A 25,345-nucleotide genomic window follows, 5' to 3' on the forward strand; every position below is an offset into this window, starting at 1 on the left:
ATTCATCAACAAAATGCTCATAACCTGTTAATAAATTAATTTTTAAAATCACTTATTAAAGTTATATTTGTAAACCATTTCTTGATAAAAATTTCTATCAAATAAAATGATGATTTTTTTCTTTGTACAAAAAAGAAAATTAAAGCATAGCCATAGTTAAGGTTTCTTTTTATTTTGAAGTAGAAAGGAAAAAAGGCGTTTTATGATAGTCATTTTAATTAAGACCTGGTTTTATACTAATTAAGAAAAGAAAATCAATGAAATTTATTGTATCGAGTTCGCAATTGTTAAAACAATTACAAGTTTTAGGCGGCGTTATAAATAGTAATAATACCTTACCCATTTTAGATAATTTTTTATTCGAATTATCTGAAAATGAGCTTAAAGTTTCTGCATCAGATTTAGAAACAACCATGAGTTCTGTGGTAGAAGTAGAAAGCGAAAGCTCTGGCTCAATTGCTGTTTCTGCCCGATTATTATTAGATACATTAAAAACATTTCCCAATCAGCCTTTAACGTTTAAAACAGAAGGTGATAATACCATTGAAATCAGTTCTGATCAAGGGAAATACGATATGGCGTATTTTGGTGGTGATGAGTTCCCAAAAGCAGTTACTTTAGCTTCTCCAAGCACTACAGTAGTTCCTGCACATATTTTAGGAACTGCGATTTCTAAAACTATTTTTGCGGCTGGTAATGATGATTTACGCCCTGTAATGAGTGGAGTGTTTTTTCAATTCAGTTCGCAAAGTTTAACATTTGTTGCTACTGATGCTCATAAATTGGTAAAATATTCTAGAACAGATGTTACTGCAGATCAAACTGCGGAATTCATTATGCCAAAAAAACCTTTAAACTTATTGAAAGGAATTTTAGGAGGTTCTGAGAGCGAAGTAACTATTGAATATAACGATGCCAATGCAAAATTTACGTTTGACAATGTAGTTTTAGTGTGTCGTTTAATTGATGGAAAATATCCGAATTATGAAGCGGTTATTCCGAAAGAAAATCCGAATAAATTAACGGTTGATAGAGCTTCTTTCTTAAACTCTGTAAGACGTGTGTCTATTTTCTCTAGCAAAACAACACATCAGATTCGTTTAAAAATGGCGGGAACAGAATTAAATATTTCTGCGGAAGATTTAGATTTTGCTAACAAAGCTGATGAACGTTTAAGTTGCGATTACCAAGGTGATGATATGCAAATTGGTTTCAACTCTCGTTTTTTAAGCGAAATGCTAAACAATTTAAGTTCTAGCGAAGTTTTAATTGAAATGAGTTTACCAAATAGAGCAGGAATTTTAACTCCTATTGACGGTACAGATGAAGGAGAACAAGTGACCATGTTGGTAATGCCAGTGATGTTGAATAACTAGCGAATACCATTCCGACTGCACTGGAAGAATTTCTTTAAATAGATTTCTCGACAAGCTCGAAATGACAAAGAGTATAAATATTAAAAAAACCACAACTCATTCGTTGTGGTTTTTTAATAAAATTTTTAATTTTACAAAAAAAATCTGCAAACATGAAAAAAATTCTCTTTTCTCTATTTTTATTTAGCTTTTTTTTTAGTCTAAAAGCTCAAATTAATTTTCCTGATGTCAATTTAAAAAATGCTTTAATAGCCTCTGGTTTAGATACTAATAATGATAATGAAATTCAAGAAAGTGAAGCTATAACTATTACTGAATTAGATTTATCTAATAAAAATATTTCTAATTTAGAAGGTATTCAATTTTTCACAAACCTTGTAAAACTTATTGCAGAAGGCAATCAAATTACTAATGTTAATTTATCAAATTTATATAATTTAAAAAATTTAGACCTATCATCAAACCCAATTACTAATCTAGATATCAGTAATTTAACAGGAATTGGTGGAAACCCATCTAATTTAGAGGTTTTAAATATTCAGAATTGTACTTCATTAAAAAAATTAAACGCTACTAAATCCAATAAACTAAAAAATATTAACTTATCAAATTCAAGTTCTTTATTAGAATTGTCATGTGATTCTGAAGAATTGAATTCTTTAATTTTAAATGGAGTTTCTTCTTTACAAGATTTAAATATTGCTGCTACCAATAAAATTACAAACATTGACTTATCTGAATTTGTTGATTTAAAATTTTTAAATTTATCATATAATCCAATAACCTCTTTAGATATCAGCAACTTACAAAAACTAGAAGAAGTAAACCTCTTATATTGTAACAAATTAATAAGTTTGAATACAAATAATTCTAACTCTATAAAGACTATTGACTTAAGGTATTCACATACAATAACTAATCTTGTTTGTAGTTCTACAGTATTGTCATCAGTAAATTTAACAGGAGCTTTTGGTCTAGAAACAATAAATCTTAGCGCTGTAAACAAAATTACTAATATCGATTTATCAAATTTATATAATTTAAAAAATTTAGACCTATCATCAAACCCAATTACTAATTTAGATGTTAGTAATTTAACAGGAATTGGTGGAAACCCATCTAATTTAGAGGTTTTAAATATTCAGAATTGTACTTCATTAAAAAAATTAAACGCTACTAAATCCAATAAACTAAAAAATATTAACTTATCAAATTCAAGTTCTTTATTAGAATTGTCATGTGATTCTGAAGAATTGAATTCTTTAATTTTAAATGGAGTTTCTTCTTTACAAGATTTAAATATTGCTGCTACCAATAAAATTACAAACATTGACTTATCTGAATTTGTTGATTTAAAATTTTTAAATTTATCATATAATCCAATAACCTCTTTAGATATCAGCAACTTACAAAAACTAGAAGAAGTAAACCTCTTATATTGTAACAAATTAATAAGTTTGAATACAAATAATTCTAACTCTATAAAGACTATTGACTTAAGGTATTCACATACAATAACTAATCTTGTTTGTAGTTCTACAGTATTGTCATCAGTAAATTTAACAGGAGCTTTTGGTCTAGAAACAATAAATCTTAGCGCTGTAAACAAAATTACTAATATCGATTTATCAAATTTATTTAAACTAAAAAATTTAGACCTATCATCAAACCCAATTACTAATCTAGATATCAGTAATTTAACAAATTTAGAAACATTAAATCTCTCTAATTGTAACCAATTAACAAGCTTAAATACTTACAATACCACTTCTTTAAAAACTTTAAACTTAAACAATGTAAGTTCTTTAAATAAATTCGTTTGTAATTCACCAGCCTTATCTTCAATTATTTTAAGTGGTGCATATTCTTTAGAAAATATTAATCTTAGTGCTTCTAATCAATTAAACAGTATTGATTTATCTGGATTAACAAATTTAAAGTCATTGTATTTATCAAAAAACCCAATTACCAATCTAGATATCAGCAACTTGCAAAAACTAGAAGAAGTAAATCTCTCAAATTGCAGTAAATTAACAAGTTTAAATACGAATAATTCTAATTCTATAAAAACATTAAATTTAGAGAACGTAACTTCGTTAAACGAGCTTGATTGCCATTCTAAAGAACTATCTTCATTGGTAGTAAGTGGAATGTTTAGTTTGCAGCATATTGATTTAAAAGGCCCCAACAATCTTTCCAGTATTGATTTATCCAGCATTAAATTTTTAAAAACCTTAAATTTATCTGAAAATCCGATTACAAGTCTTAATCTTAATTTTTTTGGCTTAACCAACACAAGCACATTGGAATCTTTAAATTTAATAAACTGTGACAAATTAATTAGTTTAAAACTGCCTTCTTATAACTCAAACTTAAAGGATGTTAGTTTATTGAATTGTTTAGCAATGGAAAAATTATCGATTGGATCTAATAAACTTAATAGTGTTAACCTTGGAGGTATGAATAATTTATATGAATTATTTATTTCGGGAATTGGCAATCCTACAATTACCTCCTTAGATTTGAGCAACTTACCATCATTAAAAACATTTTCTCTAGGAGGGTGTTACAATCTTTCTTCTTTGAATTTAACTGGAAGCAGAAACATAGAGACTATAGATTTCAGGTTTGATGCAACCCCTCATAAATTGACAAATGTTGATTTTAGTAATTTGCCAAATTTAAAAAGATTTTACTGCAGTATGGGTGGAAACATTTCGTCAATAAATCTTACAAGTTCAAAAAACTTAGAGGTATTTGAAGTTTGGGGTATAAATTTATCTACTATTGATTTTTCTGGATTTGATAAAATAAAAAAACTTACTATTGGCTCGAGCAATCTTGAAACTATAGACCTTTCAGGAGCAAATAATATTGAACAATTACACTTAGAAAACAATAAACTAACTTCACTAGATTTAAATCATTTAACCAAATTAAAATCTTTAAGAGTTGTAAATAATAACTTAGAAACACTTTACGTTAAAAACAATTCAATAGAATCCTATCTTGAATTTTATGGAAATCCGAGTTTGACCTATATATGTGCAGATAATTCACAAATAGCAGATATCCAAACTCAAATAGATTCACAGGGTTTAACTACTATTGTAGATAGTAATTGTAATAATACTGTAAGTCTAAAAAATTATAACAAGGTAACAGTAACACTATCACAAAATCCCACTAAAGATTTAATAACTTTAAAATCAAATAATTACATAAAAAACATAGTGTTTTATAGTTATTTAGGCAAAATGATTAAAGAAGACAAATTCATTGAAAATAAAAATGAAGTAACTATTAATATATTCACCCTACCTAAGGGGATATATTTGTTAAAAATAATTACTAATAAAGGAACTGTAACTAATAAAATTATTATAGAATAATTAAAATTTTAATTTCTTAAAAAGTAATTTATAATGTTTAAAAACCATAACTTAAAAGTTATGGTTTTTTGTTTACTTTTATCGAATGAATTTCCTAGCCCATCTCTATTTATCTCAAAACAACGCCAACATCATGATTGGCAATTTTATTGCAGATCATGTTAGAGGTAATCAATTTGAGCATTTTAATGCAGAGATTCAGCAAGGTATTTTCTTACACAGAGAAATAGATACCTATACAGATGCTCACGAAATTGTTAGAAAGAGTAAACGCAGATTACATGAACGTTACCGACATTATGATGGCGTAATTATCGATATTTTTTACGACTATTTTTTAGCAAAAAACTGGTCAACGTATTCTGCTATTCCATTAGACATTTATACGCATTCCATTTACAATTTGTTTAGAGAAAAATCAGATGAATTACCTGTAAAATCGCAGCAATTTATTAAGTATATGATTGAGTATGATATATTGTATAATTATCAATTTGAGGATGGTATTGCACGTGTTTTAAACGGAATGAACAACAGAACCAAAGGCAAATCGCAAATGCATTTAGCTATTGAGGATTTAAAAGAATTAACTCCAGAATTAGAAAATGATTTTACATTCTTTTTTAAAGATTTAATAGCGTTTTCTAGTAATAAATTAAGTGAATTAATCAGCTAATAATAATGACCTACTTTTAATTTTTGTGAAAATTCAAACTGTATGAAATGGTAAGCATCCAAAGAACGAAGTGGTCTGGATGCGAAAATGCAATAAAGAGTAGAATTTAAAAAAATTAAAATCAGTCTAGATTTTTGTTTCTTTTCATCAATGGAAAAGAAAAATTAAACAACAAAGAATGAAAAAACGAAACCTACTTTTCCTACTCTCATTTTTATCTCTTTTCATCTCTTGTAAAAAAGAAAAAATTACAGGTGTAATTGCACAAAAAGCAATGGTAGTTTCTGCAAGAGAAGAAGCTTCAAAAATTGGTTCAGACATTTTAGAAAAAGGTGGAAACGCTTATGATGCAATGATAGCTACCCATTTTGCTTTGGCAGTAGTTTATCCAGTTGCAGGAAATATTGGTGGAGGTGGGTTTCTAGTCTACAGAAATAATGATGGCACTAAAGGCGCTTTAGATTTTAGAGAAAAAGCGCCAATAACTGCACATAAAGATATGTATTTGGATTCGCTTGGAAACGTAATAAAAAACAAGAGTGTTTTGGGGGCTCATGCAGTTGGAATTCCTGGTTCCGTAGCTGGTGTTTTTGAAGTGCATCAAAAAATGGGAAGTTTACCTTTTAAAGATTTAATACAACCGTCCATCGATTTAGCTAGAAATGGTTTTACCGTAACTGAAAAACAAGCCAATTCTTTAAATAAAGCTTCATTTTACTTTAAAAAAGCTAATAATTACGCTACACTTTTTGAAAGGTTATGGAAAAAAGGTGATACCTTAAAACAAGAGGAATTAGCACAAACTTTAGAACGCATTCGCGATTTTGGTAAAGACGGTTTTTACAAAGGAAAAACGGCAGATTTGTTAGTAAATTATGTTTCTGAATTAGGAGGAATTATTACCCATAAAGATTTAGAAAAATACAAAGCCATATGGCGAAATCCTATTGAGTTTTCATATAGAGATTACAATATTACATCGATGACTTTACCGGCAAGTGGTGGAATTTGTTTAGCTCAAATTTTAAAATCGATTGAGCCTTATGATTTATCAAAAATAAAACACAATTCAACAAAATACATTCAATTATTAACGGAAGCTGAAAGAAGATCTTATGCAGATAGAGCTCATTATTTAGGTGATATTGATTTTGTAAACGTACCCATTGATAGTCTAACAAATACAAATTACATTAACAAAAGAATGGCATCTTTTTCTTGGGATAAAGCATCACCATCATCAGAAGTTTCTCAAGGAAAAATTTTAGGTTATGAAAGTGATGAGACCACGCATTATTCTATAGTTGACCAATTTGGAAATGCAGTTTCTGTAACTACTACTTTAAACACGGGTTATGGCTCTAAAGTTTTGGTAAAGGGAGCTGGTTTTTTCTTAAACAATGAAATGGATGATTTTTCTAGCAAACCTGGAGTACCAAATGTTTACGGTTTGGTAGGTTCTAAAGCCAATGCTATTGCTTCAGAAAAAAGAATGTTAAGTTCAATGACCCCAACAATTGTAGAAAAAGATGGAAAATTAAAAATGGTTGTGGGAACTCCTGGTGGCTCTACTATCATCACATCCGTTTTACAAAACATCATTAATGTTGTTGATTATAAAATGGGCATGCAAGAATCTGTAAATCAACCGCGTTTTCATCATCAATGGTTACCAGATATCATTAGAATGGAACCTAATGGATTTGACAAGGAAACAAAACAGAAATTAGAATCTCTAGGCTATCAAATTTTAGAAAGAAATTCTTTGATTATAGGTCGCGTTGATGCTATATTAGTATTACCCAATGGAACATTAGAAGGTGGTGCTGATCCTAGAGGAGATGATACAGCTGTTGGGTTTTAATTCACAATTAGCAGTTAGCAGTTAGCAGTTAGCAGTTAGCAGTTAGCAGTTAGCAGTTAGCAGTTAGCAGTTAGCAAAACTAAAATAATTTAACGTATGTCATTTCGACAATAGGAGAAATCTCAACTTAGAAACTTAAAATTATGATACAACCATTTCACTTAGCAATTCCAGTGCAAGATTTAGAAAAATGCAGAACCTTTTATAGAGATGTTTTAAACTGTGAAGAAGGACGCTCAACACAAGATTGGGTAGATTTTAATTTCTTCGGACATCAATTAGTAATTCACGTTAAAGATGGTTTTACACCTGTAAGAATTTCTAATGATGTAGATGGACATAATGTTCCTGTTCCGCATTTTGGAGTTGTGTTAACTTGGGAAGATTGGAATGCTTTGGCAGAAAGATTAAAAGCAGTCAACACAAAATTTGAAATTGAACCTTGTATTCGCTTTAAAGGAAAAGTGGGTGAACAAGCAACTATGTTTTTTATGGACCCAGAAAACAACGCCCTAGAGTTTAAAGCCTTTAAAGATATTGGACAATTGTTTGCGAAATAATGCAACTTGTAGAAACTTTTATTGCAAAAAAAATAGAAACACCTATTCGTTTTCAAGAATATGCTGTGGGTGTTTTTAAAACCATTCCTACTAAATCTGGCATCAAAAAAGCCATCAAAAAAGGACTTGTTTTTATTGATGGAACTTTAGCTACAACTTCAAAATATATTTCTGGTGGGGAGAAAATTGAGCTTTTTGAATCAGAAAAATCATCAACTTTTAAAAGATTAAAATTAGATTTAGAAGTTTTATTTGAAGATGATTATTTAGCAATTATATACAAACCCGCAGGAATTTTAGTCAGTGGAAATAAATTTGTAACCATAGCAAATGCACTTTCACAAAACTTGCAAAAAAGCAATCAACCAGATGCTGTAAAACCTCAGCCAATTCATCGATTAGATTATCAAACTAGCGGACTTTTACTCGTTGGAAAAACAAGTTCAGCAATTATTAAACTAAGTGAATTATTCCAAAATAAAGAAATTACCAAAACATATCATGCTATTGCAATTGGCAAAATGTGTTTAGGTGGCACTATTAATTTAAAAGTTGACAACAAAAATTCATCTACTCAATTTAACGTTTTAAAATCGGTTATTTCAAAACGTTTTGAGTTTTTAAATTTAGTAGAACTCAAACCTAAGACAGGCAGAAAACATCAAATAAGAAAACATTTATCCTGTATTGGTCATCAAATATTAGGAGATAAAAATTATGGAAATGAATTATTAAAATTAAAAGGAAAAGGCTTGTATTTACACGCTTCAACCTTGGAGTTTGTGCATCCATTTTCAAAGAAAAAAATTTTTAATACTAAGGAATTGTCTAAAAAATTTAAGAAGATATTCTCCTCTGTCATTCCGAATGAAGAATGAAGAGGAATCTTAATAAAATAAATTATTGAGATTTCTCAATCGCTTCAAAAAGCTCATTTCGAAATGACAGTTCCAATAGAAAACATCAGTTTTTAATTTCCTCTATTGTTCTAGAAAGTCTACTTATCAACTCATAAATTTCTTCTTCATTATAAGTTGCAAAACCAATTCTAATTGAATTATGACCTAAGTCTGCATTGTCATAACGTTGCCACTCCCCTATTTCTAACTTGTATTTTCTTGCAATTTCTGCAATAGTTTCCCATGAATAGTTATCATTCAGTTTTAACCAAACAGCCATTCCTCCTTTTGGAATTTCGAACGAAAAAACATCAGAAAATTTTTCTTTTAATAATTGGCAAAATAAATCTCTTCTCGCTTTATAAACCTTCATCACTTTATTTATATGTCTATCTAAATCTCCTGATTTTATAAAATCTTCAAAAGCCAATTCTAGTAAAGCATCTCCTTGTCTATCAATAAATCTACGATGTTTTGCGGCTTCATTTACAAATTCTTTAGCAGCAATTAAATAACCGATTCTATACACTGGAGCCACAGTTTTACAAACTGAACCAATATAAATTACATTTCCATTGGTATCATGACTTGCTAATGGTAAAATAGGTGAATGATTGTAGTTAAAATCGTAATCATAGTCGTCTTCAATTATTGCAAAATTGTATTTTTTTGAAAGGTTTAGTAAATGAATCCTTCTTTCTGCTGACAAAGTAACTGTTGTGGGATGATGATGATGAGAAGTTACATAAACACCTTTTATGCTTTGTTGTTGACAAATTTGCTCAATTTCATCACTAACCAAACCATTTTCATCTACAGTAACTCGTAACAAATTTGCTTTTGTCTGTAAAAAAGTTGCATCTGCAGAAGTGTAATTTGTTTTACCAACAATAATAGTGTCCTCTTTTTGCAACAATAATTTTGCACTTAAAAATATACCCATTTGACTTCCTCTCGTAATCAATATGTTGTCTTTATTAATATTTAAACCACGTGTTTTATTTAGATAATTGGCAAGAGTATTTCTCAGTTTTTCGTTACCAAAAAGAGAGCCATAAGACATTTCTTCATAAATATTTTTTCTACTACAAATACGTCTATACGTTCTTGCTAAATCTTCCGTTGGTGTTAATCTAGCATCAGAAACTCCATCATTTAAGTACATAAATCCGTCTTGATGTTTAAAATATTTTCTTTCTAAATCATAATTTTTATAAAACTGAAAACCTACTGATTCTTTTAGTAAAATTTCTTTATCTGCATTAAAACTTTGTTGATTTAATTTTGGCAATTTAGAATTTACAAATGTTCCTTTTTTAGGAACACTTTCTACCCAACCTTGCAATAATAATTCTTCATAACAAGCCACAATTGTTTTTCTATGAACTCCTAATAATTCAGATAAAACTCTACTTCCTGGTAATTTAGTTTCAGGTACTAGTTTTCTTTCTTTTATTAATTGAATAAATTGATTTGACAATTGTAAATACAAAGCTTGGTTGGTTTTTCTATCAATTTGAAAACTAGTTTTATATGGAAACATAAACTGGACTATTATTTATTTTTATTCTGGACGATTTAAATAGTCCATAAAAATACTAATTTTGATATCATTAAATGATAGAAAATGAAAAAACAAGTGTTAAATGCGAATGAATTTGATAGCTACTATCAAAGATATATTGATAAGTTGCATGATAAAACTGAATTGATTCAAGGTTTTATTGATGGAAAAACACAAATGATTTCATTTTTGAAATCGATTCCTGAAATTAAATTGAATTTCAGTTATCAACCTGAAAAATGGTCAATAAAAGAAATTTTACAACATTTAATAGATACAGAAAGAATATTTATTTATAGATGTTTTCGAATTGCAAGAAAAGACACAACAGCTTTAGCGGGTTATGATCAAGATGTCTATATAAAACCTTCTAATGCTGATAAAAAATCTTTAGATGATTTATTGAATGAATTTATTATCAACAGGAATAATTCCATAGCTTTATTACAAAGCTTAACCACTGATGATTTGTGTTTTATAGGAAACGCAAATGACGGAAAAATGTCTGCAAGAGCTGCTGCTTTTATCATAATTGGTCACGATATTTGGCATATAGAAGTTATTAAAGAGAAATATTTATAAAAACAGAAAAAATAATTGAAGATGAAAATAACTAAGGAAATTCAAAAATCTATTGATAAAAGTGTGCTTTGTTGGTTGGCAACTTCATCAAATGAAAATATACCAAATGTTTCTCCTAAAGAAATATTTCGTTTTTATAAAGATGATAAAATAATTGTTGCCAATATTGCTTCTCCGCAAACTGTAAAAAATATCAATCAAAATAATAATGTTTGTATCAGCTTTATCGATATTTTAGTTCAAAAAGGATATCAATTAAAAGGTACAGCCGAAATCATAACGAAATCTCACACTAATTTTTTTGAGATGGAAAAAATACTCACTAAAATGACTGAAGGTAATTTTCCTTTTGCTAGCATAACAGTTATAACTGTAATGCAAGTAAAACCAATTATAGCTCCAAAATATATTCTTTTTCCTAATACCACAGAAGAAGAACAAATTAAAAGTGCTAAGAGAGCTTATCGTATTTAAAAATTAGTTTATGTTAGAAATAAGACCCAATTGCGAACATTGTAACAAAGATTTACCCAACACATCATCAGAAGCTATGATATGTTCTTTTGAATGTACGTATTGTAAAACCTGTGCAGTAGAAATTTTTGAAAACGTTTGTCCAAGTTGTTCTGGAAATTTTGTAGAGCGTCCAATTCGTCCTTTAAAATTGATTGAAAAATATCCTGCATCAACAAAAAGAGTTTTTAAACCTAAAAATCTAGAAAAGGCAAAATTAAACTCAGATTACTATAAAGAAACCCAACCCTCAAAAAGATAAAAATGATTACTATAAAAGAAGCCAATATCTCTGATACACAAATTATAGCATTGTTAGGTAGAATTACCTTTAACGAATCTCATAGTCAATATATAGAAAACAAAAATGAAGTATTATCTTTTTGTGATGCCTCTTTTAATGTCTCAAAAATCACTAAAGACCTTGAAGATAAAAACAACATTTTTTGGCTTATTTATGATGATGAACTTCCTGTAGGTTTTGCTAAAGTGATACTCCATAAAACTTTGGATTTCGTCATAGAAAAGAGGGTTTGTCAGTTAGATAAAATTTATATTCTCAATGATTTTTTAGGAAAGAAATTAGGAAGCCAATTGCATCATAAGGTTATTGAAAAAGTAACCGAATTAAAATTCGATGTTATTTGGTTGGTTACCTACATTCTTAATTACAAAGCAATTCAATTTTACGAATTGAATAATTATAAAAAAGCAGGTTTTATCGATTTTGTTGTCGAAAACAAAGGATATAAAAATCACGTTTTAGTTAAAAAATTGAAATAATGAAAACATACGAACAATCAAAAATCAATAGAATTAAAAGAGGTGCAAACAGAGCAACTTACAATGTAGAAAAAATAAATACCATTTTAGATGCTGGTTTTATAGGCTATGTTGGTTATGTTTTCGACGGAAAAGCAATTACAATTCCTATGGCTTACGGAAGAATGAATAACAAAATTATTTTGCACGGTTCTAATGCTAATAGAATGTTAACCACACTTTTAAAAGAAGGCACAATGAGTATGACTGTAATGCATTTAGATGCGTTAGTTTTAGCGCGTTCAGGTTTTCACCACTCTGTAAATTACAGATCTGCAACACTGTTTGGTTCTGTTAAAAAAATTGAGGAAAAAGAGGCTAAAAACGCTGCACTTTTTTGTTTTATGGAACATATGATGAAAGGCAGATGGGATGGAATTAGAGAAATGAATCAACAAGAATTTGATAGAACTTTAACCTTAGAAATGACGATTGAAACAGCTTCTGCAAAAATTAGAGATGTCGGTGTTGGTGATGAGCCAGAAGATTATAATTTAGATGTTTGGGCAGGTTTGGTACCTATAAAACAAGTCGCTGAATATCCAATTCCTGATGAAGGAAAACCACGACAAATGGAAATTCCAAAACACGTTTTAGATTATTATGAGGCAAACAAATAGTTTCTTCTTTTAAAAATTGATATTTTAGCTTCTGATTTTTTTAACTCTAAAAAAAAATGAAGAAGCTTTTTAAATTTATTGGAATTATTTTATTGCTTTTAATAGTTGCTGGAGGAATTTATTATTTCGCAAATAATGAGCCTTTACCAGAAGGAAAAAAAGGCAAAGAAGCAGATGCTTTAGCTATTAAAATGTTTAATGCAATTAATCATCAAGCTTTTGAAAAAACTGAAATCTTAAAATGGAGTTTTAGAAACAAACACTTTTATACTTGGCATAAACAAGAAAATATAGTACATATTTCTTGGGCAAATTACAAAGTGACGCTAAATACCAAAGATTTTGAAAAATCTGAATTATACATTGATGGAAAACTCTCAAAGAATAATGAACTTATAAAACAGGCTCAAAATTATTTTAATAATGATTCTTTTTGGTTAATTGCTCCTTTCAAAATTTTTGATAAAGGCACAGAAAGAAGTATTGTAAAACACAATAACAAAGATGCTTTATTAATTACTTATAAATCTGGAGGCTCAACTCCTGGAGATTCTTATTTATGGATTTTAGACGAAAACTACTTTCCTATTTCCTATAAAATGTGGACTACAATCATTCCCATAGGTGGCGTTTCTGCAACTTGGTCAGATTGGAAAAATACAGAAGCAGGTATAAAATTACCTACAAAACACAAGCTTTCTTTATTTGGGATGGAGTTAAATATGGGAGAAGTAAAAGCGTATAACGAAAGAGCGAACGAACTTTCTTATAAAATTTTAAAAGCTATTAAACACAAAAATTACAAAAAAACATATTATTTAGAATGGAGTTTTGCAGGAAAAAGACATTTTAAATGGGATAAAGAAAAACATATTGTAGATGTTTCTTGGGATGATTTTCGTGTAAATTTATTTCCAGCTGATATCGAAAAAAGCACTGTTTATTTTAAAGATGAAAAGCAAGAAATTCAAGATGAAAAAATTGTAAAAAGAGCTTGGAATATTTTTAATAACGATTCATTTTGGTTAGTTGCACCTCATAAATTATTTGATGATGGTGTTGTAAGAAACATTGAAAAAGTTAATGATAAAGATGCTTTACGAGTAACATATACAAGTGGTGGCACAACTCCTGGAGATTCTTATGTTTGGATTTTAGATTCAACTTTTGTTCCTAAAAGCTACAAAATGTATTTAAAAAATGGAAGAATGAATGGAACTCCAGCTACTTGGGAAGATTGGATTACCACAGAAAGCGGCACTTTATTACCAACAAATCATACCTTTGGTAAAGGTAGAAAATTAAGTATGGGAACTGTAAAAGGATATAACTAATGACATCGAAAACAATAGCAAACGGAATATTAAGAGCCTTAGGGATTCTCTTCGGAATTTTCCTTTTAGGATATTTTCTATATAAAATTCAATCTGTAATTGTTTACATTATTATTGCTGCAATTTTATCCTTAATTGCAAGACCTATTATCCTGTTTTTAAGAAGGAAATTAAAATTTCCAAACACCTTAGCAGTTATTTTTACAATGATTGTGATGTTAGGTTTTTTAACGGGTTTAATTTTAATGTTTATCCCTTTAGTAGCAGAACAAGGCAAGAGTTTATCTTTATTAGAAGTAGATAAATTACAAGCTAATGTTCAACAGGTTTTTAATCAAATAACAGCTTATTTTTCATCAAAGGGAATTGATGTTTTGGGAGAATTAAAAAACGTAGATTTTTTATCTCAGTTTCAAGAAATTCCAAATTTTTTAAATTCAATTTTAGGAACTTTAGGCTCTTTAAGTGTCGGTTTATTCTCAGTATTATTTATCTCTTTCTTTTTTATGAAAGATAGTCAACTATTAAAAAAAGGAGTAATGACCATTATCCCTAATGGTAAAGAAGGAAGATTTTCAAAATCATTAGAAACCATTAACGATTTATTATCAAGATATTTTATTGGATTGATATTTCAAATCACCATTTTATTTGTTTTATACACGATTATTTTATTAATTTTTGGAATAAATAACGCCGTAGTCATAGCTTTTTTATGTGCGTTGCTCAACTTAATTCCATATGTTGGGCCTATGATTGGGGCAGTAATTATGTTTATTTTATCAATGACAAGTAACATTGGGCAAGATTTTCAGAATGAGATTTTACCAACTACCATTTATGTAATGATTGGATATTTTATTGCACAATTAGTAGATAATTTTGCGAGTCAGCCAATAATTTTTTCAAAAACCACAAAATCTCATCCTTTAGAAATTTTCTTAATTATTATTATTGGAGGTTTACTTTTTGGAGTAGTTGGTATGATTACAGCTGTGCCTTTATACACTGCTTTAAAAGTTATTTTAAAAGAGTTTTTGTCAGACAATAAGATTGTAAAATCCATCACAAAAGACATTTAAAGACGTTTTGAATCTTGCAATTCTACAACCAGAAGTTCAGCAATATATTACTGATTATTTAAAAACAGACATCACAAAACTGATTTTAAAAGGAAGTCCTTTTGAGGGTGTATTAGCTCAAGAATTAGCTAATCAAATTATTGCCAAACAAAAATCTGAGCATAAATTACCAACTTGGTTTCAAGAAGAAAATATTTATTATCCTGCAAAGATTAGCATTGAACAAACTTCTTCAGAAATTACAGCCAAATACAAATCAGAAATCCTTTCTGGTCATTCAATTATTGATATTACAGGAGGTTTTGGTGTAGACTGTTTCTATTTTTCAAAGCATTTTAAAGAGATAACACATTGCGAAATAAATGAAGCTTTATCAACAATTGTAAAACACAATTATCAACAATTAAAAGTAAAAAATATAACTACTTTTTCAGGTGATGGAATTGAGTTACTGAAAAAAACAAAAGATAAGTTCGATTGCATTTATATTGATCCTTCAAGAAGAAATGATCAAAAAGGGAAAGTTTTTTTATTAAAAGATTGTTTGCCAAATGTTCCAGAAAACTTAGATTTTATGTTTTCTAAATCAAATCAAATTCTCATTAAAAACTCACCAATTCTTGACATTACTAGTGCAATTAATGAATTAAAATTTGTGAAAGAAATTCACATAATTGCAGTGAATAATGAAGTAAAAGAATTGTTATTTCTGCTTGAAAAAGATTTTGAAGAATCGATCCAAATTAAGACTATAAATATTGGTAAAAAAGATTTTCAATCTTTTGAATTTATTTATCAAGAAAATGTTTCTTCAGAATATTCTAAACCGCTTTCTTATTTGTATGAACCTAATGCAGTAATCTTAAAATCTGGGGGATTTCATCAAATTTCTCATCAATTAAACGTCTCTAAATTACATCAACATTCCCATTTATATACATCAAAAGAACTGATAAATTTTCCTGGAAGAGTTTTTAAAATTGAAAAAGTAATTCCTTATCATAAAAAGAAAATTAAAAATTATTTAGCTGAAAACAAAGCCAATATTACGATTCGAAATTTTCCGAAATCTGTTGCCCAAATCAGAAAAGAGACAAAAATTAAAGACGGTGGTTCTACTTTTTTATTTTTTACAACACTAACAAACAACGAGTTAGTTGTATTGATTTGTTATAAATTGTAATTAAGCCTATCAACAACTTTAAGAACTTGTTAATAAATAAAACCGCCTTTGTTAAATATTTTTAGATTAATTCTTTAACTTCGTAACACATTTAAGTGTTTTATTATTAGGGGTATAAACCACTTAATGTTAAGTCTCGAATTCACTTTCGAGACTTTTATTTTATATCAACTACTTTTTCATTAAGTTTGTATAGAAAGTTAAACTTTCCACTCATGCAAACGCTAAAATATCAAGGCTTAAAAATTCATCAAAACACAAAAACTTCTATCGAAGATATTTTGGTGGTTGAAGCACCTTTACAAATAAACATCAATAGAGAAGCTTATACAGTTGTAATGCGAACACCAGGCGATGATATAGAATTAGTTAGAGGTTTATTGTTTGCAGAAGATATTTATAAAAAACAAAAATCTTTCTCTTTTGAAGTTAAAAAACAAGAAAATGAGATTCCTTCTATTGTAAATATAACAATTCCTAAAAATGATTTAGGGAGAGGATATTTAAATAAAAGAAGTTTATTGTCCGTTTCTTCTTGCGGAATTTGTGGAAAAAAAGAATTAAAAGATATTAAGGTTGATGGAAATAAGTTTAGCAAAACTTATCATTTTTCAAGTGATGAGTTACATAAAATGTATCTTAAAATGATAGTCTTTCAAAATACGTTTAATACTTCTGGAGGTAGTCACGCTGCTGGGATTTTTAATAAACAACAAGAACTTTTAACTATAAGAGAAGATATTGGAAGGCACAATGCTGTTGATAAAACTATAGGTGATTTATTGATTCGTAATAAATTAGATGAAGCTAAATATTTATTAGTAAGTGGACGCGTATCTTATGAAATTGTATCAAAAGCTTTTTTGGCAAAAATCCCCATTATTGTTGCTGTTTCTGCTTGTTCTTCATTAGCTGTAGATTTTGCTAAAGAATTTGGAATCTGTTTGATAGGCTTTACCAGAGGTGATAAAATGACCATTTATTCAAATCCATCATTTGTTAAAACTAACGTGAGTTATGTCTAAAAACCCAAAAGAACAGCCACCAGAAAAATTAACAGGTATTCGGTTAACAGAAATTCCAAAAACTTCTGTTGGTGTTAAAGCTATTACTACTGCGCTTACACATATTAAAAATGAAGTTGGTATAAAAAAAGGAATTCAGTTATTATCTAAATTGAATCAAACCAAAGGTTTTGACTGCCCAGGTTGTGCTTGGCCAGATCCAGATGATAAAAGAGCTTTTTTAGCTGAATATTGTGAAAATGGTGCAAAAGCAGTTGCAGAAGAGGCTACAAAAAACAAAGTTTCTCCATTATTTTTTGCAACACACTCTCTACAAGAATTATCTGAATTATCTGATTATGAAATTGGTAAAAGTGGACGAATAACACATCCAATGTATTTACCTGAAGGAAAAGACAACTACGAAGAAATCTCTTGGAAAGATGCATTTAAAATAATTGCTGAACAGTTAAACTCTTTAGATTCTCCAGATGAAGCAATTTTTTATACATCTGGAAGAACTAGTAATGAAGCTGCTTTTTTATATCAATTATTCGTCCGTCAATTCGGTACAAATAATTTACCAGATTGTTCTAATATGTGCCACGAATCTAGTGGCGTTGCACTTTCAGAAACTTTAGGAATTGGAAAAGGCTCTGTAACTTTAGATGATTTTAATCACGCAGATTTAGTGATTGTTATTGGGCAAAACCCTGGAACAAATCACCCAAGAATGTTAACTGCTTTGGGTGAAACTAAAAAAAGAGGTGGAAAAATAATGACCATAAATCCACTTCCTGAAGTTGGGTTAATGAATTTTAAAGACCCGCAGAACCCTTTAAAATGGATTGGTTCTGGCCAAGATTTAACAGATTTATTCTTGCAAGTAAAAATTAATGGTGATGTAGCTTTGCTAAAAATAATCTTAAAATTGATGAAAGAGAAAGAAAATACTGAACCAAATTCAGTATTTAATCATCAATTTATCAAAGAAAAAACAGCCGGAATTGATGATTTATTAAAAGATCTGGACAAGTATTCTATCGATAAATTACTACCACAAACAGGTTTATCTTTAGTGAAAATAAAAGAAGCAGCTGAACTCATCATTAATAACAAAAATATTATTATTTGTTGGGCAATGGGATTAACTCAACATAAAAATGCAGTTGATAATATTCGAGAAATTGTAAATATTTTGCTATTAAAAGGAAGCATTGGAAAAAAAGGAGCTGGAACTTGTCCTGTGCGTGGTCATTCTAATGTTCAAGGAGACAGAACAATGGGGATTTGGGAGAGGCCAAAAGATAATTTTTTAGATAGTTTAGAAAAAGAATTCAATTTTAAAGCACCAAGAAAGCACGGTTTAGATGTAGTAGATGCTATTGAAGCAATGCACAAAAAAAAAGCAAAAGTATTTTTTGGATTGGGTGGTAATTTTATTTCTGCAACTCCTGACACTACTTTTACAGCTGAGGCTTTACGCAAGTGCAACTTAACAGTTCAAGTATCAACAAAATTAAATAAGAGTCATTTAATTACTGGTAAAAAAGCTTTGATTTTACCTTGTTTAGGAAGAACTGAAAAAGATTTTCAAAGTTCAGGTGAGCAGTTTGTTTCTGTTGAAAATTCAATGGGAGTTGTACATCAATCTAAAGGAACTTTGAATCCTTGTTCTGAAAGTTTATTAAGTGAACCTGCTATTGTTGCTGGTATTGCCAATGCAACTTTAAAAAGCACAAGCACAAATTGGTCTCAACTTATTTCTAATTATGATTTTATTCGTGATAAAATTGAAGTGACAATAACTGGTTTTAATGATTATAACAAACGCATTAGAAACAAAGGAGGGTTCTACTTACCCAACAATGCAAGAGAAAATAATTTTGAACCCACCAAAACTGGTAAAGCAAATTTTAGCCTGAATAAACCATCAGAAATTGAATTACAAAATAATCAGTTTTTAATGATGACCATTAGAACTCACGACCAATACAATACCACAATTTACGGATTGGATGATAGATATAGAGGGATTTTAAATGAAAGAAGAGTTATTTTAATGAATAAAAATGATATCAAGTCTTTAAATTTAAAAAAATTCGATTTAGTTGATTTGATTAGTCATTTCAATCAAGAAAAAAGAAAAGCAAAAGGCTTTTTAGTAATTCCCTATGATATACCTGAAAGATGTACAGCTACTTATTTTCCTGAAGCAAATGTATTAGTTCCTCTTAAAAGTACAGCAGATATTAGCAATACACCTGCTTCAAAAACAGTAATTATTACTATTTCTAAAAGATAATTTTAAACAATGAAAAAGTTCAAATTCTTATTTACTCTTTTAATTTCTAGTCAGTTTTTATTCTCTCAGTCTGAGAATTTCCCTAAAAAAAACACTCAAAAAGGGTTTGCAAAAATTGATTTCTTATCTATCGAAATGCCAATTACTACTATTCCAAACGAACCTAACATGGGTTTTTCTGGGATTCATTATAACCTTATTTTAAAAAACAATTTCTATACGGGTATTGGTCTTTATGGTTCTATTGCCGGAGCTAGAGGCGGTTTCTTTACATTGGGTGTTAATGCAGGATTAAAAAAGTATTTGTCTGATGATTTTTATATAGATTCTGGTTTTCATTTCGGTGGTGGTGGTGGCGCAGGAGCACCAGACGGAGGTGGTGCATTTATTTTACCACATGTAAATTTAGGATATAATTTTAAAAATTTCTCAGTGAATACTGGTTGGAGCTATGTTAACTTTTTTGATAAAGGAGCTATTAAGGGACACCAATTAAATTTTGGTCTTGAAATTCCTTTAAATTTTAATTATGCAGATTATTCATACAATGAAAGTGAATTTCCACTTCATAAATCAAAAAAATCAGATTGGAAAAACAAAACCAATAGATTTTCAATGATGCTTCATATCAACAACCTTTCTATAAAAGGAGATTCTCAAAATATTAATGGTATAAAATATAATGGTGAGGTTATTAGGTTAGCTGGATTTGAAATTGCATCTTATATGAATAAAAATTGGTTTGGTTTCTTAAAAGTTGATGGTGCTTTTGACGGCATTGATGCTGGTTATATGGACGTATTTTTAGGTGCAGGTTATTTCTTTTCTTTAAACAGAAATAAAACTAACATATTAGCTAAATTTGGTATTGGTGCTGGTGGTGGTGGTGGTGTAGATACTAGAGGTGGTGTTTTACTGTATCCTGATTTATCTTTAGAACATAAAGTATTTAACGACATCTATTTATCTGTAAATAAAGGATTTGTAGTATCTCCTGATAGCCACTTTACCTCTTCTTCTTTTGGATTAGGATTAAAATATTACATAGAAAAAGACGGAATTGTAACTAAAAATAAGAATTATAAAAAAGGAAAATTTAAAGGTTTGGAAATTATTTTAAAACAAGATCTTTATTATAATGCACAAAGAACAACTGAACCTACAGAAAATTTACATCAAATATCTTTACAAGTTAACTTAGATCTCAATAAAAATCTTTATTTATCTGGTCAAACCTCTTTTGCAAATTTTGGAAATGCAGGAGCTTATGCAGAAGGTATTGTAGGTGTAGGAATAAAGCTTCCTTTTAATGATTCTACTACTTTTTTCACACAATTTTTAGCTGGTGCAGCTGGAGGAGGGTTTATTTCAACTGGAGAAGGTTTAATCATAAAACCTAGTATAGGTATAGATTACAGGCTATCTAGTACATTAAGTCTTAGAGGTGCAGGTGGTTATATTATGGCTAAAGGAGGTGATTTAAGCAGTCCCTTTGTCAACTTAGGAATAAAATATAATATTTCTTTTTTAAAACTAAAATAATTTTATACATTTGCAACATCAATATCCCCTTATTGATGTACCCTCTTTTTAAATTTATAATAAAATTCATAACCTGTTAGTTTTTCTAACATGTTATATCATTTATTAAAGCTCCCTGACTTTATAAGTATTATTTAGTTGCTATTATATTTTATAGCATCAGGATAACTAAAATTTAAAGCCCTCTACAAAGTTAGTACCTGTCTGTCTATTTTATAATAGTTGTTTTATTAATTGTAAAATTTTTATTATGAAAAAAGTGTTATTTGCTTTAACATTTGTAGGGGTATTGACGAGTTGCCAGCCTATAAAAACAGAACTTGAACACTACGAGTCAAACAAATCTACAGTCGAAAAAGAATATCCAAATTATCATATTACTTCTTTTAGACAGTATAGTTATGTGTTTCAGGTTTCTAACCCTGAACATGTAATTAAAGTAACTCTAGACAATAAAGCGTCAATCATAAAGAGAGATACTTTAAAGGTTTTTACTTCTGTTGTAAAAAAATAATTAGACATAACTACTCCCACAAGTATGTTTATAATGATATAACACCCCATCTATAGTGTTATATATTAAGAGTAACTCTTTTGAGTTGCTCTTTTTGTAAATAAAAAAACAAAAAAGCCTCACATTTCTGTGAAGCTTTATGTGAGCCCTGAAGGATTCGAACCTTCTTTAGTTTTGTTAGTATTTATAGTGCTTACCTCTTTTATATTCTTATTAGTGTACCTAAAAGTGTTCCCATATTATAAAATTATAATTCTAACATCTTACGAATTCTAATGCAAAATTACCCCCCTTAATTTATCATTAAAATCAAAAATATCTTCTATTACAGAATTCATAAAAAGACCCCTACCTAGCTTTTCTATTAACTCCACGTAAGCCAATTTCTCACTGTAACCATAGCCATCAAATAAAAGAGAAACCAAAAAATCATAATCTGCATCAGTCTTCAATTCTAAATGATAATTTCCATTATTTGGAATAAATAAACCTGTTCGGGATAATATACTTGGCTGACCAGAAAGGAAGTTTTTACCTGAAGCATATTTTGTGCTTTTAGCATCTATTTTTTCTTGAAAAGATTGACAAATTCCAACTTCAACTAAACCCTTACTTAAGTCTTCCTTCATAAATTCCCATATTTTAATTTCATTATTATTTGTGAATACAAAAGCCTCATTTTCACTAAATGCATTAAAAATAATTAATAAACTAACAATTAACTTTTCTTCATCTTTTAAAACCCATTTAATTTCTTTGTAAAAGCTATCTTGTAACTTCTTAACTAAAAAACTTTTAAGGTTTTTATTTTTTTTTGATTCTAAATAATAAAGACCATTTAAGTTAATAAAGTAAAAGTTTTTTTTAGAAGGCTTCAGACATTCAGAAATAAATTCGAATTCAATATATTTTTTAAAAGTTTCACTATTAATTTCATCTTTATATATAGAACTTACTTCGAATAAACTTTCAATTTTCTTTTTTTGCCACTTTAAACCACATTCTGTAATTGATAAAAAAAGAGATTCATCATTATTTTTTAACACATTCACACTGTCTTTATCTCCAATTTCTATAAAGTTTGATTGTAGTATTCTTTTAAAATTATTTAATTCTTTATCCATTTTTTAATATGCTCTAATGTTAAATGTTTTAGGTTCTTTTGCGGGTTCTACTAATATCGCTAAAAGTAATTTATTGTTTTCGTCTAACTCCTTCAATCTTTCTATCACCATATCAAGTGATTTATTATCCATGTTAGCAATTTCATCAATTAATACGATAAATTTTCTTTCTTCATTAATATTTAGTTTTGCTTTTAAATAATTGCTAGAACCTTGACCTCCACTAAAATCTGAAAAAGCTATTTTTTTATCTTCTGGAGTCACAAAATATGGAGTCTTACTTGAATAATCTATATAGGCTATCTCAACATTGCTATCCTGATAAATAATTTTATTACCCATAAGTGATGCTACATATTCTCCAATAATTTTCATGTACGATTTATATTCTAATGAATCATCAGAATTTAGTTCACCTTTATCACTAATGAGATTATTTCTTTGAACCATATATCTTGTAAAAAAACTTAACTTATTACTGAACATTTGAATTTCTCCATGGTTTAAAGCATACTTAGATGATTTCTTAGAGTCCTCTACTTTAAACTTTACGTTATCATCTAACAAAGCTTTATCTAAAGTAACTAAGAACAACTCACTTTTTTTTATTTCTTTCTTATATTCTTCTATTTGCTCTTTTTCTGCCCCCTTACAATAACTATTTTTAAAATATAAATTTTCACGCAAGTTCTCTCTACTATTTACATCATTTAGAGTAGATAATTTAACACCATTCTTTTCAAGAGTATTTCGTAATTTATCAATTTCTAAATAATCTCGATTAATAGATTCTTTAATGTTGTTAGCTCTTTCTAATTTCTTATCATAATTATTATTAGCATTCTTATTTTTAGTAATTTCTTTTGACAATTTTTTTGAAAAAGCAAGACCATTCTTTATTTTTCCTTCAAGTCTACTTAAAGTATTATTTAAATCTTTCTGTAACTTATTTAAATCATCAACAATACTCAATTTATTTTCATAAACATCTAATTGTTCAATAATTAAACCTGGATTCTTATCAAATAATTCGACAATTATTTCATCTCCTGAACTGTTTTCTTGGTATTTAAAAAATGCATTTTTTAAATCTTTTATAAACCTGTAATCAACTTCATTATATTCAGATTTAAGATCTTTGAATACTTTATCTAACGATATGTTCTTAAAACTTTCTATACCTTTTAAAAATTTGTATATTTTTTCAATATCATAAACTAATAAATCATTTACTATCGACTCTGAATTATCAAATAAATAATTAAACAAATTGATGTCTGTTTTTGAGAAACAAAAAGTAAACTTCTCATAATATTTATTCTCAACTATTTCATCTTTACAATAGTTTAATAGACCTGAAATATTAAGATTTCTTATTTCTTTTTTAAGAGCTGAAATCTTTTTTTTATTATCCGTATTTGGTTTTAATCTAGAACTTGGTTTTAATAATCTTAACTCTTTTTCGATATTTGAAAATTCAATTTCTTTACGAGATTTAGATTCTATACTTTTTTTTAGTCTAATTAAATTATTATAATTTTCTATGTCTTTAAGCTTCTCTTTTAACTTATTAAATTTATCCTCATGATTTTTTTTTAATTCAAGATTGCTATTAATTCTATCTTGTATTTTTTTTATGACTACTTCATCTCTTTCATCTTTAATTGATTTTAGTATATCTCTAATTCTTATATCTAAAGGGTTAAGATTCTCTAAAATATCTCCATTAAAATCTTTAATAGAATTTAGTAATTTATATATTCTATCCAAAGGATTTTCTGGTATATCATATAATAATTTATATCTATTTGAAAACTCATTAGAATCTATTTTCAAAGAACTCCCTTCTTTATCTGTTATTCTTATTTCATTTTCATCTAAATAATTGAACTTGCTGTTGATTTTAAAACCATCAGGATCATCTATATCAATTTCGAAATTAATTTTTTGATGTTCTTTATCTATTAAATAATTCAACGACCTTCTTAAGGTCGGAGAAAGTTCATCATCGGGCAATTCTAGCGCTCTGAATGCATAAGCAATACTGTTTAAAAGAAAACTTTTACCAGAACTATTTGATGCTTTTATGACTAATATTCGTGAATTCCCACCTTCTCCGCTATTAATAAACTCGTTAAGGTTATTATTTGGAATAAAAGTTTGTTCAGATATTGTGTCTGGCTGTTTCGTTAATTTATAATCTATGAATTTTATCATTATTCCTTAATTATAATTTCTATGATTTCTTCAAAAGAACCTTCTTTGTCTTTTAAAGCCATCAATTTTTTGAGTACAGTAGAGAATTCATTTTTCTCTTTACTTGAATAACCATTTATTTCACCAAAATCTTCAACTAACTTTTCTAAATATTCTTCTTCATTCATGCTTT

At 28.3% G+C, this 25,345-nt stretch carries 22 protein-coding genes; 18 read left to right on the top strand and 4 right to left on the bottom strand.

Going from position 1 to position 25,345, the window contains the following annotated elements:
• The first annotated feature begins 257 nt into the window (after positions 1–257).
• The 6 genes from dnaN to DIS07_RS08100 all read left to right on the top strand — a co-directional run bounded on the left by dnaN (position 258) and on the right by DIS07_RS08100 (position 8,746).
• Entirely contained in the window at positions 258–1,376 is a 1,119-nt protein-coding gene (dnaN, locus tag DIS07_RS08075; RefSeq protein ID WP_109404738.1) for a DNA polymerase III subunit beta, read from the top strand.
• 152 nt (positions 1,377–1,528) lie between these two features.
• Positions 1,529–4,768, top strand: coding sequence for a leucine-rich repeat domain-containing protein (locus DIS07_RS08080; RefSeq protein ID WP_109404739.1), 3,240 nt, complete (start codon positions 1,529–1,531; stop codon positions 4,766–4,768).
• 85 nt (positions 4,769–4,853) lie between these two features.
• Positions 4,854–5,444: an acyl carrier protein phosphodiesterase gene (locus DIS07_RS08085; protein WP_235869113.1), complete on the top strand. Its 591-nt coding sequence runs from the start codon at positions 4,854–4,856 to the stop codon at positions 5,442–5,444.
• A gap of 178 nt (positions 5,445–5,622) precedes the next feature.
• Positions 5,623–7,308 carry a gamma-glutamyltransferase gene (ggt, locus tag DIS07_RS08090; protein WP_109404741.1) on the top strand — a complete coding sequence of 562 codons (1,686 nt, stop codon included), beginning with the start codon at positions 5,623–5,625 and terminating at the stop codon, positions 7,306–7,308.
• A gap of 143 nt (positions 7,309–7,451) precedes the next feature.
• Positions 7,452–7,868, top strand: a complete 417-nt coding sequence (locus DIS07_RS08095; RefSeq protein ID WP_109404742.1) for a VOC family protein — start codon at positions 7,452–7,454, stop codon at positions 7,866–7,868.
• A complete protein-coding gene (locus DIS07_RS08100; protein WP_109404743.1) occupies positions 7,868–8,746 on the top strand; it encodes an RluA family pseudouridine synthase in 879 nt (292 codons plus the stop codon). The genes DIS07_RS08095 and DIS07_RS08100 overlap by 1 nt, the downstream gene beginning before the upstream one ends.
• Before the next feature lie 85 nt (positions 8,747–8,831).
• Here DIS07_RS08100 and pdxR read toward each other — a convergent pair whose 3' ends face one another.
• A complete protein-coding gene (gene pdxR / locus DIS07_RS08105) occupies positions 8,832–10,310 on the bottom strand; it encodes a MocR-like pyridoxine biosynthesis transcription factor PdxR (RefSeq protein WP_109404744.1) in 1,479 nt (492 codons plus the stop codon).
• Between the two features lie 84 nt (positions 10,311–10,394).
• Between pdxR and DIS07_RS08110 the strand changes: the two genes are divergently transcribed.
• From DIS07_RS08110 to DIS07_RS08165, 12 genes are all read left to right on the top strand, one after another.
• Entirely contained in the window at positions 10,395–10,913 is a 519-nt protein-coding gene (locus DIS07_RS08110) for a DinB family protein (RefSeq protein ID WP_109404745.1), read from the top strand.
• 21 nt (positions 10,914–10,934) lie between these two features.
• Entirely contained in the window at positions 10,935–11,387 is a 453-nt protein-coding gene (locus tag DIS07_RS08115; protein ID WP_109404746.1) for a pyridoxamine 5'-phosphate oxidase family protein, read from the top strand.
• Between the two features lie 10 nt (positions 11,388–11,397).
• Positions 11,398–11,688: a DUF1272 domain-containing protein gene (locus DIS07_RS08120; protein ID WP_109404747.1), complete on the top strand. Its 291-nt coding sequence runs from the start codon at positions 11,398–11,400 to the stop codon at positions 11,686–11,688.
• 2 nt (positions 11,689–11,690) lie between these two features.
• On the top strand, positions 11,691–12,209 hold the full coding sequence (locus tag DIS07_RS08125) for a GNAT family N-acetyltransferase (protein ID WP_109404748.1): 519 nt from the start codon (positions 11,691–11,693) through the stop codon (positions 12,207–12,209).
• A complete protein-coding gene (locus DIS07_RS08130; RefSeq protein WP_109404749.1) occupies positions 12,209–12,868 on the top strand; it encodes a pyridoxamine 5'-phosphate oxidase family protein in 660 nt (219 codons plus the stop codon). Before DIS07_RS08125 ends, DIS07_RS08130 begins: the two co-directional genes overlap by 1 nt.
• Before the next feature lie 56 nt (positions 12,869–12,924).
• Complete coding sequence (locus DIS07_RS08135; RefSeq protein ID WP_109404750.1) at positions 12,925–14,202, top strand: hypothetical protein; 1,278 nt, start codon at positions 12,925–12,927, stop codon at positions 14,200–14,202.
• A complete protein-coding gene (locus DIS07_RS08140; protein ID WP_109404751.1) occupies positions 14,202–15,284 on the top strand; it encodes an AI-2E family transporter in 1,083 nt (360 codons plus the stop codon). Before DIS07_RS08135 ends, DIS07_RS08140 begins: the two co-directional genes overlap by 1 nt.
• 7 nt (positions 15,285–15,291) lie before the next feature.
• Complete coding sequence (locus DIS07_RS08145; RefSeq protein WP_109404752.1) at positions 15,292–16,467, top strand: class I SAM-dependent methyltransferase; 1,176 nt, start codon at positions 15,292–15,294, stop codon at positions 16,465–16,467.
• 215 nt (positions 16,468–16,682) lie between these two features.
• The gene (fdhD, locus tag DIS07_RS08150) at positions 16,683–17,492 is read left to right on the top strand and encodes a formate dehydrogenase accessory sulfurtransferase FdhD (protein ID WP_109404753.1); all 810 of its coding nucleotides are present in this window, start codon (positions 16,683–16,685) and stop codon (positions 17,490–17,492) included.
• Complete coding sequence (locus DIS07_RS08155) at positions 17,485–19,776, top strand: FdhF/YdeP family oxidoreductase (RefSeq protein WP_109404754.1); 2,292 nt, start codon at positions 17,485–17,487, stop codon at positions 19,774–19,776. Before fdhD ends, DIS07_RS08155 begins: the two co-directional genes overlap by 8 nt.
• A gap of 9 nt (positions 19,777–19,785) precedes the next feature.
• Positions 19,786–21,318 carry a hypothetical protein gene (locus tag DIS07_RS08160; protein ID WP_109404755.1) on the top strand — a complete coding sequence of 511 codons (1,533 nt, stop codon included), beginning with the start codon at positions 19,786–19,788 and terminating at the stop codon, positions 21,316–21,318.
• A gap of 250 nt (positions 21,319–21,568) precedes the next feature.
• Positions 21,569–21,832 carry a membrane lipoprotein lipid attachment site-containing protein gene (locus tag DIS07_RS08165; protein ID WP_109404756.1) on the top strand — a complete coding sequence of 88 codons (264 nt, stop codon included), beginning with the start codon at positions 21,569–21,571 and terminating at the stop codon, positions 21,830–21,832.
• A 272-nt stretch (positions 21,833–22,104) separates the two neighbouring features.
• On the opposite strand, the gene DIS07_RS08170 is transcribed toward DIS07_RS08165, so the two are convergent.
• Genes DIS07_RS08170 through DIS07_RS15080 form a run of 3 tightly spaced genes read right to left on the bottom strand, consistent with a single transcriptional unit; the run spans position 22,105 to position 25,340 of the window.
• A complete protein-coding gene (locus DIS07_RS08170) occupies positions 22,105–22,956 on the bottom strand; it encodes a hypothetical protein (protein ID WP_109404757.1) in 852 nt (283 codons plus the stop codon).
• A gap of 3 nt (positions 22,957–22,959) precedes the next feature.
• Positions 22,960–25,173 carry a hypothetical protein gene (locus tag DIS07_RS08175; protein ID WP_109404758.1) on the bottom strand — a complete coding sequence of 738 codons (2,214 nt, stop codon included), beginning with the start codon at positions 25,171–25,173 and terminating at the stop codon, positions 22,960–22,962.
• Positions 25,173–25,340 carry a hypothetical protein gene (locus DIS07_RS15080; RefSeq protein WP_181374567.1) on the bottom strand — a complete coding sequence of 56 codons (168 nt, stop codon included), beginning with the start codon at positions 25,338–25,340 and terminating at the stop codon, positions 25,173–25,175. Before DIS07_RS15080 ends, DIS07_RS08175 begins: the two co-directional genes overlap by 1 nt.
• Positions 25,341–25,345: the final 5 nt, after the last annotated feature.

Source organism: Polaribacter aquimarinus (assembly GCF_003129485.1).
GTDB classification, from domain to species: domain Bacteria; phylum Bacteroidota; class Bacteroidia; order Flavobacteriales; family Flavobacteriaceae; genus Polaribacter; species Polaribacter aquimarinus.

Bases quoted from the DNA above. Each gene is read 5' to 3' on its own strand.
- DIS07_RS08170 (WP_109404757.1), bottom strand. From the start codon at position 22,956: ATGGATAAAGAATTAAATAATTTTAAAAGAATACTACAATCAAACTTT.
- DIS07_RS08130 (WP_109404749.1), top strand. From the start codon at position 12,209: ATGAAAACATACGAACAATCAAAAATCAATAGAATTAAAAGAGGTGCA.
- DIS07_RS08115 (WP_109404746.1), top strand. From the start codon at position 10,935: ATGAAAATAACTAAGGAAATTCAAAAATCTATTGATAAAAGTGTGCTT.
- DIS07_RS08135 (WP_109404750.1), top strand. From the start codon at position 12,925: ATGAAGAAGCTTTTTAAATTTATTGGAATTATTTTATTGCTTTTAATA.
- DIS07_RS08175 (WP_109404758.1), bottom strand. From the start codon at position 25,173: ATGATAAAATTCATAGATTATAAATTAACGAAACAGCCAGACACAATA.
- ggt (WP_109404741.1), top strand. From the start codon at position 5,623: ATGAAAAAACGAAACCTACTTTTCCTACTCTCATTTTTATCTCTTTTC.
- DIS07_RS08120 (WP_109404747.1), top strand. From the start codon at position 11,398: ATGTTAGAAATAAGACCCAATTGCGAACATTGTAACAAAGATTTACCC.
- DIS07_RS08110 (WP_109404745.1), top strand. From the start codon at position 10,395: ATGAAAAAACAAGTGTTAAATGCGAATGAATTTGATAGCTACTATCAA.
- pdxR (WP_109404744.1), bottom strand. From the start codon at position 10,310: ATGTTTCCATATAAAACTAGTTTTCAAATTGATAGAAAAACCAACCAA.
- fdhD (WP_109404753.1), top strand. From the start codon at position 16,683: ATGCAAACGCTAAAATATCAAGGCTTAAAAATTCATCAAAACACAAAA.
- DIS07_RS08155 (WP_109404754.1), top strand. From the start codon at position 17,485: ATGTCTAAAAACCCAAAAGAACAGCCACCAGAAAAATTAACAGGTATT.
- DIS07_RS08085 (WP_235869113.1), top strand. From the start codon at position 4,854: ATGAATTTCCTAGCCCATCTCTATTTATCTCAAAACAACGCCAACATC.
- DIS07_RS08165 (WP_109404756.1), top strand. From the start codon at position 21,569: ATGAAAAAAGTGTTATTTGCTTTAACATTTGTAGGGGTATTGACGAGT.
- DIS07_RS15080 (WP_181374567.1), bottom strand. From the start codon at position 25,340: ATGAATGAAGAAGAATATTTAGAAAAGTTAGTTGAAGATTTTGGTGAA.
- DIS07_RS08100 (WP_109404743.1), top strand. From the start codon at position 7,868: ATGCAACTTGTAGAAACTTTTATTGCAAAAAAAATAGAAACACCTATT.
- dnaN (WP_109404738.1), top strand. From the start codon at position 258: ATGAAATTTATTGTATCGAGTTCGCAATTGTTAAAACAATTACAAGTT.
- DIS07_RS08080 (WP_109404739.1), top strand. From the start codon at position 1,529: ATGAAAAAAATTCTCTTTTCTCTATTTTTATTTAGCTTTTTTTTTAGT.
- DIS07_RS08095 (WP_109404742.1), top strand. From the start codon at position 7,452: ATGATACAACCATTTCACTTAGCAATTCCAGTGCAAGATTTAGAAAAA.
- DIS07_RS08160 (WP_109404755.1), top strand. From the start codon at position 19,786: ATGAAAAAGTTCAAATTCTTATTTACTCTTTTAATTTCTAGTCAGTTT.
- DIS07_RS08125 (WP_109404748.1), top strand. From the start codon at position 11,691: ATGATTACTATAAAAGAAGCCAATATCTCTGATACACAAATTATAGCA.
- DIS07_RS08140 (WP_109404751.1), top strand. From the start codon at position 14,202: ATGACATCGAAAACAATAGCAAACGGAATATTAAGAGCCTTAGGGATT.